At 61.2% G+C, this 15,574-nt stretch carries 12 protein-coding genes; 3 read left to right on the top strand and 9 right to left on the bottom strand.

Annotated features, from left to right (window positions below; genetic code table 11):
• Positions 1–4: 4 nt before the first annotated feature.
• Entirely contained in the window at positions 5–3,553 is a 3,549-nt protein-coding gene (locus ESZ00_RS10155) for a UvrD-helicase domain-containing protein (RefSeq protein WP_129208154.1), read from the top strand.
• A gap of 16 nt (positions 3,554–3,569) precedes the next feature.
• Here the strand turns inward: ESZ00_RS10155 and phoU are convergent, their stop codons facing one another.
• The 7 genes from phoU to ESZ00_RS10120 all read right to left on the bottom strand — a co-directional run bounded on the left by phoU (position 3,570) and on the right by ESZ00_RS10120 (position 10,802).
• On the bottom strand, positions 3,570–4,247 hold the full coding sequence (gene phoU, locus ESZ00_RS10150) for a phosphate signaling complex protein PhoU (protein ID WP_129208153.1): 678 nt from the start codon (positions 4,245–4,247) through the stop codon (positions 3,570–3,572).
• On the bottom strand, positions 4,247–5,005 hold the full coding sequence (gene pstB / locus ESZ00_RS10145; protein ID WP_129208152.1) for a phosphate ABC transporter ATP-binding protein PstB: 759 nt from the start codon (positions 5,003–5,005) through the stop codon (positions 4,247–4,249). The genes phoU and pstB overlap by 1 nt, the downstream gene beginning before the upstream one ends.
• Positions 5,006–5,881 carry a phosphate ABC transporter permease PstA gene (gene pstA / locus ESZ00_RS10140; protein ID WP_129208151.1) on the bottom strand — a complete coding sequence of 292 codons (876 nt, stop codon included), beginning with the start codon at positions 5,879–5,881 and terminating at the stop codon, positions 5,006–5,008. It abuts the gene before it with no gap.
• A gap of 14 nt (positions 5,882–5,895) precedes the next feature.
• Positions 5,896–6,882, bottom strand: a complete 987-nt coding sequence (gene pstC, locus ESZ00_RS10135; protein ID WP_229741176.1) for a phosphate ABC transporter permease subunit PstC — start codon at positions 6,880–6,882, stop codon at positions 5,896–5,898.
• A gap of 219 nt (positions 6,883–7,101) precedes the next feature.
• The gene (gene pstS / locus ESZ00_RS10130) at positions 7,102–8,112 is read right to left on the bottom strand and encodes a phosphate ABC transporter substrate-binding protein PstS (protein WP_164981452.1); all 1,011 of its coding nucleotides are present in this window, start codon (positions 8,110–8,112) and stop codon (positions 7,102–7,104) included.
• A 122-nt stretch (positions 8,113–8,234) separates the two neighbouring features.
• Positions 8,235–9,989: a sensor histidine kinase gene (locus ESZ00_RS10125; RefSeq protein WP_229741175.1), complete on the bottom strand. Its 1,755-nt coding sequence runs from the start codon at positions 9,987–9,989 to the stop codon at positions 8,235–8,237.
• Positions 9,990–10,103: 114 nt separating this feature from the next.
• Positions 10,104–10,802, bottom strand: a complete 699-nt coding sequence (locus ESZ00_RS10120; RefSeq protein WP_129208149.1) for a winged helix-turn-helix domain-containing protein — start codon at positions 10,800–10,802, stop codon at positions 10,104–10,106.
• 211 nt (positions 10,803–11,013) lie between these two features.
• On the opposite strand from ESZ00_RS10120, the gene ESZ00_RS10115 reads away from it, so the two are divergent.
• Both ESZ00_RS10115 and ESZ00_RS10110 read left to right on the top strand, forming a co-directional pair.
• Positions 11,014–11,400, top strand: coding sequence for a response regulator (locus tag ESZ00_RS10115; RefSeq protein ID WP_129208148.1), 387 nt, complete (start codon positions 11,014–11,016; stop codon positions 11,398–11,400).
• Positions 11,397–13,190, top strand: a complete 1,794-nt coding sequence (locus ESZ00_RS10110) for an ATP-binding protein (protein ID WP_129208147.1) — start codon at positions 11,397–11,399, stop codon at positions 13,188–13,190. Before ESZ00_RS10115 ends, ESZ00_RS10110 begins: the two co-directional genes overlap by 4 nt.
• A gap of 2 nt (positions 13,191–13,192) precedes the next feature.
• Here ESZ00_RS10110 and bshB1 read toward each other — a convergent pair whose 3' ends face one another.
• Together bshB1 and ESZ00_RS10100 are read right to left on the bottom strand one after the other, a co-directional pair.
• Positions 13,193–13,936 (bottom strand): bacillithiol biosynthesis deacetylase BshB1, encoded by a 744-nt coding sequence (gene bshB1, locus ESZ00_RS10105; protein ID WP_129208146.1) that lies wholly within the window; start codon positions 13,934–13,936, stop codon positions 13,193–13,195.
• A 69-nt stretch (positions 13,937–14,005) separates the two neighbouring features.
• A complete protein-coding gene (locus ESZ00_RS10100; RefSeq protein ID WP_129208145.1) occupies positions 14,006–15,370 on the bottom strand; it encodes a hypothetical protein in 1,365 nt (454 codons plus the stop codon).
• Positions 15,371–15,574: the final 204 nt, after the last annotated feature.

The following is a 15,574-nucleotide window of genomic DNA, read 5'->3' as shown; positions in this document are numbered from 1 at the left end:
AGCCATGCCCGAAGTTCTTCCCCTCCCAATCCGCGATCTTGACCAGCGCGCCCGCGCACTCGATGTCTCTGAATCCTTCATCGTCCGCGCGCCTGCCGGTTCCGGTAAAACCGATCTCCTCACGCGCCGCTTTCTGCGCCTGCTCACGGTCGTCAACGAGCCGGAAGAGATTCTGGCTATCACCTTTACCCGCGCCGCCACGGCCGAGATGCGCGCACGCATCCTCTCCGACCTCGAGCGCGCTGCACGCACACCGGAGGCTGCAGACGAAGACGATCGCCTTGCCCTTGCCCGTGCTGCGCTTGCACACGCGGAAAGACGCGGCTGGCGGCTGCTTGAGCAGCCCCATCGCCTCAGCATCGAGACCATCGATTCGCTTTGCCTGCGTATTGCGCACGGGCAGCCTTTGCTCTCCAACCTCGGCGGCCAGCTCACGCCCACCGAGCAGGGTGCACGGCTGTACGCCCAGGCCGCGCGCCGTCTCCTCAGCCGCCTGGGTAGCTCCCATACCGCGCTGAACAAAGCCCTCACACATCTGCTCGCCATGCGCGACAACAACCTCGCCGACTGCGAAGGCCTCATCGCCGGCATGCTGGCACAACGCGACCAATGGCTTCGTATCTTCCCCATCTCTCATCTCGGCGACGACGAAGAGGCGTGGGAGGAGCTGCGCTATAAGCTCGAGAAGCCGTTCCGCGATGAAATCCGCCGCGTTCTCCAGCAGGCCCATGCCGCGCTGGCCGCGCGTCCGCTGCTCGCCAGCGAACTTTTCCGCCTCGCCAATTTCGCGCTCGCAAACGGATACGAAGAGCTCTCCGGGCTGGCCGGCATCAGCGCTCTGCCCTCGGCTTCGACGCTTTCTGTCGATCACTGGCTGGCGATCTGCTCCATGCTCCTCACGAAATCGGATACGTGGCGAAAAACTGTCACAGCCGCCGAAGGCTTTCCACCGGGCACAAAGAATCGTGCCTTCAAGGAAGCCAAAGACGCGATGCTCAAGCTGCTCCAGCAGTTCTCACAGGAGCAGGACCTGCTTGCGCTGTTGTGCGCTATCCGCGCGCTGCCCAGGCCACATTACGACGAGCAGCAGTGGAGCGCGCTTCGCCACTTTTTTACTCTCCTGCGCTACGCCGTTGCCGAACTCCGCGTGCTCTTCGCCGAGCAAAATGCTGTCGACTTCCCGGAGCTCGGCATCGCAGCCCGCCATGTTCTGCAAGAGGAGAATCGCGGCCTCGACCGTCTCCTGGCACTCAGCGGCAACCTGCGCCATCTGCTTATCGACGAGTTCCAGGACACTTCGCGCAGCCAGCATCAGCTCGTTTCGTATCTCGTCCACGCATGGGAGCAGGGAGAAGGCCGCACCTGCTTTCTTGTCGGCGACCCCATGCAATCCATCTATATGTTCCGCCAGGCCGAGGTCGAGCTCTTCTACCAGGTGGAAGCACGCGGTATCGGCCATGACGAACATGGCATTACCTGCGAGCCCATCCAGCTCCTCACCAACTTCCGCTCACATGCCGGCCTCACCAGCAGGTGGAATGAAATATTTACCGCAGTCTTCGGTGCCCCGTCGCAGTCTGCGGCCGTGCCCTTCACCGAATCCTTCGCCTCCGAACCTGCACCCGCCGCGCAATCTCTTCATGTACATCCGCAGATCATCGGCACCAGTGAGAGTCGGCCATCCTCCGAAGAGAAACAACAGGCTCAGCGTGAGGAAGCCGAGGCTGTGGTCACGGCTATCGAACATCATCTCCCTGCCATCCGCCAGGCTGAACTCGAAGGACGCGAATACCGCGTCGCCGTGCTTGTACGCGCCCGCCAGCATCTTGCCGCGATCGTGCCCCTGCTGCGCCGCCGCAATATCCCCTTCCGCGCCGTTGAGCTCGAGACCCTTGCCGAGCGGCAGGAACTGCTCGACCTCCTCGCGCTTACCCGCGCACTGCTTCATCCGATGGACCGCATCGCATGGCTCTCCGTGTTGCGCGCACCGTGGTGCGGCCTTACGCTTACGGACCTGCACACGCTCGCCGGGCGGGACGACCGCAGCCAGCGTCATCTCCCGATGCTTGAACTGCTGGAACAGCATCTGCCCGAGCTTGCACCAGAATCGCAGGCACGCGCAGCACGCGCTTTCGTCATCCTTCGCTCCGCGCTCGAAGCACGCTACACCGGTCCCCATGCCGCATCCTTCTCGCAGTGGATCGAGCGTACCTGGCGCAGTCTCGGCGGTCCGCAATGCCTCGATGCCGCCGGCCTTGAAAATGCGCAGGTCTACTTCGCGCTCCTCGATGGCATTGCGCCCGATGGTATCGCCGTCTTTACATCGGAGTTCGACGAGCAGCTGAATCATCTCTTCGCATTGCCCGATCCCACGGTCAGCGAGCGAGCGGGTGTCCAGTTGATGACCATCCATAAGTCGAAAGGCCTCGGCTTCGATGTCGTACTGGTGCCTGGGCTCGATCGCAAGCCGACAGGAGATCGCGGCTCTCTCATCGTTTCACTGCAGCGCAACGCGCCTGGCGGCGAAGAAGAGGTCCTGCTCGCCCCCATCGGCACACGCGGTGATGACCGCCACGCCACCTACGCCTGGATTCAGCGCCAGCGCGATCAGCGCGCCGCCGAAGAGCGCAAGCGTCTGTTCTATGTCGCCTGCACCCGCGCCCGTCGCGAACTGCATCTATTTGGCACTGCCACGGTGACAAAAGACGGCCTCCAACCCGGTGATGCCCGTAGCCTGCTTGCCTGCGCCTGGCCTGCACTCGAGGCGGAATTCATCGCTTTCGCTGCTCCTGCATCCGAACCGGCTGAAACCCTCCTGCCCTTTCCGGAGCCATCCTCGGAAAGGCGGCCTCTTGAAATGGCGGCAAACGCAGAACTGCAAAACTTTGCACCCACCCTGCGCCGGTTACGCGATCTCCCTCCCATCGCCGCCATGCAGAATGTAACGCTCACCGGCACATATACCGGAGCTGTCGAGGACCCTTTCGCGCGTCCTGAAGGTACGCGTCGTGCCCGACTCGTCGGCAGCATCGTGCACACTTTGCTCGAAGATCTCAGCCGCGGAGCATCGCCCGAGATCATCCGTCCCCGCACCCAGCGTCTGCTCCGGGAAGCGGCGCTCGCCGGCCGCGCACTCGAATCCGCCCTCGACGAAGTCATCAGCGCGGTCCACGCCTCGCTCGCCGATCCGGATAGCGCATGGCTGCTCGGCCAGCGCGAAGGCGCGGAGTCCGAAACCTCGTGGACATCATGGAACGGCACAGGCGCAGAGGTTGCGCTGCATACGCTGCGTGCCGATCGCGTCTTTCTCGCCGGCGAAACGCCGGGAAGCGAAGGCTCGCACATCACCTGGATTGTCGATTACAAGATGAGCGCACCGGCCGGAGAGCCGATCGAAGACTTCCTGGCCCGCCAGCGGGCGCTCTATGCACCACAGCTTGAGACTTATGCGGAAATGCTTGAGCAGGTGCGCGGAAGGAAGCTCGAAATCTGCTTCGGCCTCTACTTCCCGCGCATCCCGCGTCTTGAGTGGTGGGCACCGGCAGCGGAATAGCCGCCGGTGAAGGCTCTTACGCTGACTGGCTCTCGCTGTTCAACGAGTGATGCCGCACATCCGCTCCGCGCACCCAGAAGATCACATCTTCGGCGATGTTCGTAGCATGGTCCGCCACGCGCTCGAGGCTGCGCGAAATCATGATCGCGTTCAGCGCCTGCGGAGCCAGCTCCGGCTGCGCCTTCATCAGGTTCAGCAGCGTGAAGTAGGCAGTGTCATTCAGTTTGTCCACGTTATCGTCCATCGAAAGCACGGATTCTGCGACCGAAGCATCTGCCTCGATGAACGCCTGCAGAGCCTTGCGCACCATGGCCGCAGCGAGCGACGCCATCTTCGGCGTATCGACCGGCAGATCCGCTACCGGGAAGGCCTGGAGATCGCGCACCCGGTCGCAGATGCTGGTTGCCGAGTCGCCTACGCGCTCGAGATCCGCGTTGATCTTGATGACCGCGAGGATGAACCGCAGGTCGATGGCCATCGGCTGCTCCATCGCCAGCAGGTCCAGCGCCATCTGATCGATCTCCCGCTCGAAGCGGTTGATCGCCAGCTCGCCGTGGTCTACCAGATCGCAGATCGAAAGGTCCCGCGTACGATACGCTTCCACTGCACGCTGAATCGACTGCTCGGCCATGCCAGCCATCACCAGCAGCTTTTCCTTCAGATCATCCAGACTGCGCTGAAATCGAAGTCTCATCAGCCGAACCTGCCCGTGATGTAATCTTCCGTCCGCTTGTCGCCGGGATTTGTGAAGATCTTGTGGGTCGAATCAAACTCGACAAGCTTACCGTTCAAAAAGAAGCCAGTTCGCTCGGCCACGCGCGCCGCCTGCTGCATGTTATGCGTGACGATGACGATGGTGTACTGCGACTTCAACTGGAAAATCAGATCCTCGATCTTCGCCGTCGAGACCGGATCGAGCGCCGATGCCGGCTCGTCCATCAGCAGCACTTCCGGATCGACCGCGAGCGCACGTGCAATGCAGAGACGCTGCTGCTGACCACCCGAGAGGCTCGCTCCGGACTTCTTCTTGAGGTCGTTCTTCACCTCGTCCCACAGAGCCGCATGCTTCAGCGAGCGCTCCACCACCTCGTCCATCACGCGCCGGTTGCGGAAGCCGTTCAGCTTCAGACCCGAGGCTACGTTGTCGTAAATCGACATGGTCGGAAACGGGTTGGGCCGCTGGAAGACCATGCCGATCCGGCGGCGGATTTCCACCGGCGACGAGTCGGCATAAACGTCGATATCCCCGATCCGCACCGAGCCCGTCACCTTGGCGATCGGGTTCGTCTCGTGCATCCGGTTCAGGCAGCGGACGAACGTCGACTTGCCGCAGCCCGAGGGTCCGATCAGCGCCGTGGCCTCGTTCGCGGGAATATGCAGATTGATGTCCAGCAGCGTATGGTTCGCGCCATACCACGCATTCAGATTCTTGACCTCAATCCCGACACCCACTCAGTTCGCCCCTTTCAATACACCGCGCGTCGTCACGTACCGCACCAGCGATACCGAGATCACGATCAACAGGATCAGCACCAGCGCGCCGGCCCAGGCCAGGCGGTGCCATTCGTCATATGGAGAAATTGCGTATGCGTAAATCTGCAGCGGCAGCGCGGCAATCGGCTCGTGCAGGTTGGAGCTCCAGAACTGGTTGCCGAAGGCCGTGAACATCAGGGGAGCCGTCTCGCCCGCAACACGCGCAAAGGCCAGCATGCAGCCGGTGATCACGCCCGGCGAGGCCGTCTTCAGCGTGATCGAGAGCACCGCGCGCCAGCTGGGAACGCCGAGACCGAGCGCAGCCTCACGCACCGAGCCCGGCACCATGAGCAGCATCTCTTCAGTGGTGCGCGTGATGGTCGGGATCATCATGATGCCCAGCGCTACGCCGCCCGCAAAAGCCGAGAAATGCTTCTGCGGCAGAACAATCAGCGAGTACACAGCGATGCCCATCACAATCGACGGCACACCGTTCAGAACGTCTGCCGTGAACCGCACGACGTTTGCCAGCTTGCCACCCTGCCCAAACTCCGCCAGGTAGATGCCAGCGGCAATACCGATCGGCACGCCCAGCAGACTGCCCACCAGCAGGAGCACCGCGGAGCCGAGAATGGCGTTCGCCATGCCGCCGCCCGCCTCGCCGACCGGTTTCGGAATCTGCGTAAAGAAGGCCAGGTTCAGCGAACTCGCGCCCTTGTAGATCAGGTACGCGAAGATCGCCACCAGCGGAGCCACCACCAGGATCGTGCTCAGAACTGCGAGTCCCGTTGCCAGGTGATTTGTCGCCGCACGGCGCAGGGTATGGAATGCGCTCGGAGAATTGCTTTTCGTCATCGCTCGTTCTCTCCTTACGCCGCCCGCGGCGGTGCGCCGCGCGTTACAGCCCACACCAGCAGCCGGGCCAGTGCATTCACCAGAATCGTCACGATAAACAGCGCCAGACCAATCTCGATCAGCGCGCTGCGGTACATGTCATCGGAAGCTTCGCTGAACTCGTTCGCGATCACGCTGGCCATGCTGTATGCCGGCGCCAGCAGATTCTTCATGATCTGCGGGCTGTTGCCGATCACCATGGTTACGGCCATCGTTTCACCCAGTGCGCGGCCAAGGCCGAGAATCACCGAGCCCACGATACCGATGCGCGCATTGCGCAGCACGCCCATGCGGATCATTTCCCAGCGGGTCGCGCCCAGCGCCAGCACCGCTTCGCGCTGTGAGTGCGGCACCGCCGTCATCACCTCGCGCGTCAGCGACGAGATGATCGGCAGAATCATGATCGAGAGGATGACGCCTGCGGAGAGAGTGCCCAGACCGAAGTCCGGCGCCGCGAAAAGGCCTGTCCAGCCAAAAAGCTTGATCAGAACCGGATCGATATGTTCGCGCAGCAGCGGCACCAGCGTGAAGATCGCCCACAGACCGTAGACCACGCTGGGAATCGCCGCCAGCAGCTCGGTCAGGAAGGAGAGCGGACCGCGCAGAAACTTCGGGCACATCTCGGTGATGAAGATGGCCACGCCTACAGAAAGCGGCACCGCAATGCACAGCGCTACGAGCGAGGACATCAGCGTGCCGTAGATGAAGGGGAAGGCCCCGAAGTTGCCGCTGACCGGGTCCCAGGCGTGGCCAAAGAAGAACGTGATGCCGAACTTCTGGATGGTCAGCTGCGAGCGCAGCACCAGTTCCGTGGCAATCAGCGCCACAATGGCGAATATGCTGAGCGCGCAGCCCAGCATCAGCCAAGCGAAGCCGCGATCCTGCAGCGTCGAGCTGCCACGGCCCAGCAGAAACCTGCGAATCTCCGATTGCTCTGCATCGCTTACGATCGGAGGTCTCACCACTGCCTCATGCGTTTCCGGGGAGGGAAAAGTTGTGTTCGGAGATCCGGGCACACGAACGTCCTGTGTCTTATAGTCCACCAGACATTACGCTACCCGTCAAACATGAAAGGACGGTTAAAGCCGTTGAAAAATAAGGTGTAAGTATCATTGCTTCCGGGGAAAAGAAACGGCTCCGGGCAGAAGGATTGCCATGCCCGGAGCCGTTTGTGGCCTGCGTTACTTCAGCTGCGAGACCGTCGCCTTGACCTTCGCCGCAACCGACGGCGGCAGCGGAGCGTAGTAAAGCGCCGATACCTCGGACTCGCCGTGGTCGAGCATCCAGTTCAGGAAGTCCTTGATGACCTTGCCCTTCGCGCCATCCGGAGCGGGATTCGGAATCAGCAGCCAGGTAAAGCTGGAGATCGGGTACGCAGTCTTGCCCGGCGCATTCGTGATCGAAACGCGGTAATCCGCAGGCATCGACTTCACCGATGCGGCTGCTTCCGTCACGCCCTCCACGCTGCCCTTGACCCAGGTGCCGGCAGGGTTACGCACGTAGCCGAACGAGATCTTATTCTGCAGCGCGTAGATCAACTCCACATAGCCGATCGTGCCGGGCAGCTGGCGAACCATGCCCGCGACCGCTTCGTTGCCCTTCGCTCCGATACCCTTCGGCCAGCTCACCGCGGTGTTGCGGCCCACCGAACTCTGCCAGTCCGAGCTTACTTTCGAGAGATAGTCGGTAAAGATGTAGGTCGTGCCGCTGCCATCCGAGCGGTGCACCACGTTAATAGCGAGATTCGGCAGCTTGACGCCCGGGTTGTCCTTCGCGATGCGCGCGTCGTCCCAGTTGGAGATCTTGCCCAGGTAGATATCGGCCAGCACATCGGGAGCAAAGCGCAGTTCAGTGTTCACGCCCGGCAGGTTGTAGATCGGCACCACCGCGCCCAGAACCGTCGGGATGTGCACAATCTTGATCTTCGACTCGGAGAGCTGCGCGTCGCTCATCGGACCGTCGCTCGCGCCAAAGTCGACCGTGCCAGCTGTCACCTGACGGATACCGCCGCCGGAACCGATCGCCTGATAGTTGATCTGCACGCCCGGATGCGCGTTGCTGTATTCGATAAACCACTTCGAGTAAATGGGGTTCGGAAAGGTCGCACCCGCACCGTTTAACTTCTGCGCAAGGCCGGAGGAAGCCATCGACGCCATCAGCGCCGCGGCAAGGACAACAAGCTTACGATTCATGGAGTTTCCCCCTCGTGGGATATGCATGAATTGTTAAGCCCGCTTGTTACATACAGGTGACGAATTCGTAAAAATGGCAACAAATGGATGCGCATCGATCCATTTAAGTCGCTTGTGATGAGCTACTTAGAGGCTATCTCACTGGTATCGCGAACGTCATCTCCCCGGGTCGACTCCCGCCGCGATACAGCCGGCAGCGTGAAAAGAAAAGTCGCCCCCGATCCCAGTTCGCTCTCGGCCCGGATGTTTCCTCCGTGCGCCAGCACAATATGCTTCGCAATCGCGAGACCGAGCCCCGTGCCTCCCGACTCTCTCGAGCGAGCCTTGTCGACACGATAAAAGCGCTCAAAGATACGGCCCAGGTGCTCCGAAGCGATCCCGGGCCCGAAGTCCTGGACCCAGAACTCCACGCCATCTTCCACCTTGCGTGCACCGATCAGCACCCGCTTGCCGCCCTTGCCGTACTTCATCGCGTTTTCGACCAGGTTTCCAAAGACCTGGGTGAGTGCATCTTCATCGGCGCCTACGACTGCGTCGGTCAACTCAGCCTCATCGAGGCTGATATCCGAATCGATCACCATCCCGGCCAGCGAATCAATGGCGTCGCGCACCAGCGTCGAAGCCTTCACAGGGCACAGCTTCAGCCTGTAATCGCTCGACTCCACGCTCGCCAACGCCAGAAGATCCTCGGTCAGACGATTCATCCGCGTCGCATTGCGCAGGATGATCGCCATGAACTCCCGCGCGTGCTGGGGAAGTTCGATCATCGGGTCTTCGAGCAGCGTCTCGACATAGCCCGAGATCGAAGTCAAAGGCGTACGCAGCTCATGCGAAACATTGGCGACGAAATCCCGCCGCATCTTCTCTACCCGCTCAATCTCTGTGACGTCGTGAAGCACCGCTACGGCGCCACCGCCCGGAGTCGGCGCGGCATTCACCTCATACACCCGGGCCGGAGCCACCGACGTCGCCTTGCCACTGCTCAACTCCCGGCTTTCCAGAGCTATCTGGACACAGTGCAGGACCTCGGGGTCGCGCACCGCATGGACCAGAGCCTGCCCCTGGCGTGTCGCGCCGGGAGCAATCCGCTGCATCACGGTATTCGACCAGCTGATGCGGCCCGCCGCATCGACGGCGATCACTGCCTCCTGCATGCTGTCGAGCAGGGCGGCCAGTTCCCTCTGCTTCGTCTCAAGCGCATGGAAGCTTGCCTCCAGCCGCGCTGCCGTCGTATCCAGCGCTCGCGCGACCTCCGAGACTTCGTCGAGATCGCCTTCCTCGATGCGTGCGGTGAAGTCGCCCGCAGACATCCGCGCAGCGAAAGTCACGATGCGTTTGAGCCGCTGCTGGGCCCGCTGTGCGATGAAGGCGGCCAGGATGGTCGCCAGCGCAATTGCGAACATGGAAGCCAGCAGCACATCCCTGCGCAGGACATGGGTCGTGTCATGAATGCCCTGCAGCGGGTATGCCAGCCGTACGACCAGCCCGCCTCCGGCCACCGCGACATACAGCATGCCGTCCCGCTCCGTGCTGCCGACCTTATCGGCGTGGGTCAATGCTTCCTTGACCTCAGGAGGAATCGCAGATGTGGCCGGGGACGAGGCAGAAGAAGCAAGAACGGTGCCGTCCTGAGCAAAGAAGGTTACCTGCGCTCCGGCCTCGAAGGCTGCCCGTGACGCCAGTTCATCCAGACGCTGCCCATCTCCCGGATGCGCCTCGCCGGCCAGCAGGCGAGCCTTGCCGGTAAGCGACTGAGCGATCTCTTCCCGCAGCGAATGCTCGATGATGCCGCGCAGGGTGAAGTCCAGAATCGCAGCGCTGGTCGCCAGCACGAGGATGAAGGACAGCAATAATTTAGTGAATACTCGGCCGGTCATCGAAGGCTTCTGGAAGGAAAAGACTGCAGAGAAGAACATGGGGTCTCGCCAGAACGGCGGACCCCGCTGCTGTAAAGCCGCGGACCGGTGACAACACCGATCCGCAACTAGTTGTCAGCCCGCCTTCGGAATCTCGAAGCGGTAACCGGCGCCGCGCACCGTCTTCAAATAGCGCGGGTTCTCCGCATCCACCTCGATCTTCTCACGGATGCGCCGTACATAAACATCGACCGAACGCGGCGTGACGAAGCGCGAATCGCCCCACACCGCATCGAGCAGGTGATCGCGGCTGAAGACCCGGCCCGGGTGCCGCGCCAGGTAATCCAACAGCCGGAACTCGGTTGCCGTCGTGGTCGTCAGCTCGCCGCGCACCTTCAGCTGCATGGCGCTTGCGTCGATCACCACATCTTCGAAGCTGATCACCGAAGGCGTGGTCGGGCGCTCGAAGCGCCGCAGCACGGCCTTCACGCGGGCCAGCAGCTCGCGGGTAGCAAACGGCTTGGTGATGTAATCGTCCGCGCCAAGCTCGAGACCGAGTACGCGTTCGTTCTCACCCGCGCGTGCGGTCAAAAAGATAATCGGCACCGTGGCCAGCGCCGGATGGCTACGCAACCTGCGGCATACATCCAGCCCATCGCCGCCGGGCACCATGATGTCCAGAAGAAACAGCGAGGGCGGCTGCCGCTCGGCATCGGGAATCAGGTTGGCGGGAGTGGAGAAAACCTTCACCCCGAAGCCCGAAGCTTCGAGATGGTGCTGTACCAGGCGGGAGATATCGGTATCGTCTTCCAGGACAAATACGGTTTGGCTCAAAACAAATCGTCCTCAGGAACCCTTGGCCGTCAGGCCGTGGTTTCACAGCTCAAGCGTACGACAATCAGGCAAAGAGAATGCAAAAGGATTGTAAATTCGCCTAGCGGCTTTCGCGCAAAATCAACGCTTTGATGCAGGAATGCAGTTTCGCTAAGATGCTATACTCGCAACACTTTACCGTCATCTTTCCTCTGTCCACGCAAAGGTCTCCATGCCGAGTTCCCCTCTCATCCTCTGCATTGACGACGAACTCATCGGGTTGAGAGTCCGAAAAGTCGTTCTGGAACGCGCCGGATTCCGTGTTCTCACCGCCTCCGATGGCCCCAGCGGACTGGATCTTTTCCGCCAGAATTCCGTAGACGCTGTCGTGCTGGACTACTCCATGCCCGGCATGAATGGCGACGAAGTCGCAACGTGCATGCGCAGCCTGCGCGCCCGCGTACCGATCCTTCTGCTCTCCGCATACATCGAGCTTCCTCCCGGAATCACGAAGTCGGTAAACTCTACCCTCATGAAGGGCAACGATCCCAAGATCTTGATCGACACGCTGTTAGGGCTGCTGCATCCGGCTCAGGGTCCCGTCAGGAAAGCGCTGTGAACCTTGCCGAGTTCCGGAGAATACTGCGGCAAACTACGATTCTCCCGATTCTGCTGCTGGCGGCCATGGGTGTGCTCACGCTCGGGCTTATCCATCGAGGCTCGGTCACCATGTCCGCACTGGACACCAGTGATCGCATCGATACCGACATCCTCCAGCTTCAGAGCCTGATCCTCGATCAGGAGATGAGCCTTCGCGGCTATGAACTCACGCATGATCCCGCCCAGCTGCAACCTTATCGTTCTGCCGGAGCGCAGATTCCAGGTGCTTTCGATGCGCTGGCAGGCCGGCTCAAGGTAGATCGCCCGCACCAGTCCCTTCGCCTTGCCATCCTGCATGATCGCTACCGGATCTGGCTCGGATTTGCAGAATCCATCCTCGCTTCGCCGGCAAGCCCGAGCGAGACCCCAGCCGACGAGGTGAAGGATAAGGAGCTCATAGACGGCATCCGCGAGGCCGTGCGGGCTATGCATGAGGCAGAGACCCAGGCCCGGCATCATCGCGCGGCAACGGTGCTCTTCCGCGAGAAGGTTGCGTTTATTGTCCTGCTGCTGGCTTCCCTTTTTGTCGGAGTGTCTCTGGCGCTCTTCACGCGCAGCCGCCTGAAACTCGTCTCCCGCAACTACAGCACGACGCTCACCCAGCTCAGCCAGACGTCGCACGATCTCTATGACAGCCAGCAGAAATATCTCACGACGCTCGAGTCCATCGGCGATGCTGTCATCTCCTGCGACCTGAACGGCCATATCGAATTCATCAATCCGGTAGCCCAGAACCTTACCGGCTGGAGCTCCGCCGAAGCCATCGGGCGCCCCTTGCAGGATGTCTTTCACATCATCCACGAAGAGACACGGGAGCTTGCCGAAAACCCGGTGGAGAAGGTCCGCCGCTTGAATCAGATTGTCGGGATAGCCAACCACACCGCGCTTCTCTCCCGCCAGGGCAAGGAATTTTTAATCGACGACAGCGCTGCCCCTATTCACAATGCCCTGGGGGAAATGACGGGCATCGTGCTTGTTTTCCGCAATATCACGGAGAAGAGACGGACGGAGGCAGCCCTGCTTGCCGGCGAAAAGCTCGCGGTCGCCGGTCGCCTGTCCGCCACCATCGCTCACGAGATCCACAACCCGCTCGACTCGGTTGCCAACCTGCTTTACCTGCTCATGCTGGAAGAGAATGCGGACAAGCGCACAGAATACCTGCAACTGGCACAGCAGGAACTGGGACGCACGATGCAGATCAGCCGCACGCTACTCAGTCTCTACCGCGAGCCCAGAGCGCCGGTCAGCATCGACCTGCAGCAGCTCATCGAAAGCGTGCTCCTGCTGCTCGATCGGCGTATCCAGCAGCTTTCCATCCGTGTCGATCTGCAGGTTCTCGGTCCGGCCCAAATTGAGGGATTTCCTGCCGAACTGCGCCAGGTCTTCACCAATATCCTCGTCAACGCCATGGAAGCCGCCGGAGACGGGGGCACCATCGTCATCGCATTGCGCGAAGCTCCTTCGGAGGAGCTGTTTTCCGCCGGCGTACTCATCGAAGTTGCCGACAGCGGCCTCGGGTTTCCTCCGGCCAGCCTCGAACACCTCTTCCAGCCCTTCTTTACCACCAAGGGCGATCAGGGCACCGGTCTCGGCCTCTGGGTCAGCATGGGTATCGTGCAGAAACATGGCGGCACCATCCGCGTGCAGAATGGCGGCTCGACCTCGCTGCATGGGGCACAGGTCAGCATCTATCTGCCGTTACGGGCACTGCCCTATATCCCCTCCGGGCTGATCGCTGCCAACGCCTGACCTTATAAAGATTGCACCGGGATCAGCGTCAGATCCTCCACCAGGCCAATTTCCTTCTGCACGAAGGGTTCGGCATATCGCACCCCGGCCAGCAAGCCATAGTGCCGCGCCACGGAGAATGTCCGCTCCCGGATCTCTTCCTCCGGCACAAAAAGGCCGCCGCCGCGCTCCTGGTTCGCATACTGCGAGGTATAGGCCATCAAGGAGCGATGCCGGGCTTCGATGTGTGCAGTAACATCCACCACAAAACTCGGCCGCACATCGGCATACAGACTTGCATAGAGGATTTTGAATGGCCGGTGCGGCGCAAATCCCGTATCGAGGCTCGCCAGGCCGCTCAGGAAGCAGGCTTCATATCCAAGCCCTGCAGTCGTGTAATGATCCGGATGCCGTCCGGTCCAGTACGGCAGGATCACCACCCGCGGCCGCACCTGGCGCAGCACCCGCACCAGCTTGAGGCGGTTTTCATAGGTGTTTTCGACCCGTCCGTCCGGAATATCCAGCGCCCCGCGCCAGCTCACACCCAGAATCTGTGCCGCGGCATCGGCCTCCGCCGCCCGCTCTGCCGCCGATCCACGCGTTCCTGCCTCACCGCGGGTCAGGTCGAGGATCGCCGTGGACACTCCCTGCGCGCGCATTTTAAGCAATGTGCCGCCACAGGTCTGCTCTACGTCGTCGCGATGCGCCGCAATTGCCAATACCTCGGCCTCGACCGGCTCCGCCCAGCTGGATTCGAGCTCTGCCATTGTCTTTCTCCTCCAAAGAGAAAAGCGCGGTCAGCCAGGCTGCCGCGCTCTTCTACTTTTCTGCCGCGCTTAGTAGATGGTGTTGTCCGCGTCGCTGGACGCATCCATATATGCAACGTCGGCGGCAGTACCGCTGACCGTTACGTTGGCGTTGTTGCGCTCCGACATGTCAGCCGTGTTGTAGATGTACACCTGTCCACCTTCGGCAGTGTAGACCTTATCCAGGCCCGTGACCGGCGCGATGCCGGTGGCATCGCCCTTGTAAGAGTCGAGTGTTACCGCATTCGTCGAGGTGTTGAACATGGTCAGGCAGCCATAAGCCGCCGATGAGCCGGCCTCTACCTGCTTATAGCGCTCGCCCGCGATGCAGCCCGATGAGCCGATCCACAGCGTATCCTCGTCGCCGAGGACCATGCGGTTATGCGTGCCGTCGCTGATGGAATAGGTACCGGTGATGGAGCTGGTCGTCGTATCGAAGACCGTCAGGTTGCCCGCGAACAATCCATCACTCTGCTCTTCCTGGCCGGCAAGATACAAGGTATTCCCGCTGTAAAGACCATTGGTCACGCCGCCGGGTATCGCTGTCGTAGCCGTAGCGGTCAGAGCAATGCCCTCGCCACCGGTCACGCCCGTGTTCAGCTCGGAGCTGGTGAGCGGGATCGTCGTGATGCTCGAAGTCGTGCCGCCGCATTCCTTACCGCAGTTCAGAACCGTGACGGTCGAACCATCCGACGAAAAAAGTGCCTTCACCGGGTTATCGAAGGTTGCGTTCGCGCCCGTGCTCACCGGGAAGATGCAGTAGACCGGCAGGTTCTGCGGTTCGCAGTCCTGCGCCGTGTTGGAAACGCTCCCTGAGGTATAGGTCCAGTTCGGGTTATTGATGGCTTCCTGGCTCTGCGTTGTCGTCAGGTGCACCACGCTATAGACCGCGAAATTGGCCTCCGAGGTGCCACCTGCCGTGCTGGCACTGGCTGCCTGGGTTGCATTGCGCACGAACAGCAGCGCAATCGAACCGCCGGGGTTGACCGACACGGCATAGACGTTCGGCAGATTCAGCGTGTAGGACTTCGAATTTGCCACGTCGATGACCGAGACCACGTGGGTCGTATCGTTGGCCGCGTAGACGAACGACTTGTCGCGTGCGATGAAAACGCTCGAAGAGAGGCCGCCAGGAATGCTGATGGTGCTCGCTTCCTTCTCCGATGCGTAGCTCACCAGCGCGAAGCTGCCATCACCCTCGCCATAAACCGCGCCGATCTGCTCTTCCGGCATGTTCTGGATCGTCTGCGGCAGCGAGCCGGAGTAGCCACTGATCGAGAACGAGGCGACCGTGTTGTTGTAGTTGTGGCGGATGTCGTAATACGCATCGACAAACGGCAGCGCGCCCTTGGTCAGGGCACTGGGGTTCTGCTCCGCAATCAGGACGCGGTTCAAGAGCCCGCTCGGCGGAAGACTGCGACCGTCAGCGTAATAGCTTTGGCCACACGAAGTTACCAGGAGCAAGGATGCCAGGCACAGAACGGGGAGGAGCCAGTAAGCCGCGAAACTTCTTTTCTTCAAAATCCAAAACCTCACGAACGTGGGAAGCCACAGTATAGCAAAGCATTAGCGCATTCTGGCGGCCCCGGAAACTACCCT

The sequence above is a fragment of the Silvibacterium dinghuense genome (assembly GCF_004123295.1).
In the GTDB taxonomy this organism is placed as follows: domain Bacteria; phylum Acidobacteriota; class Terriglobia; order Terriglobales; family Acidobacteriaceae; genus Silvibacterium; species Silvibacterium dinghuense.
The sequence above is the reverse complement of the archived record's forward strand: the minus strand, read 5'-3'. Positions and strand labels throughout refer to the sequence as shown.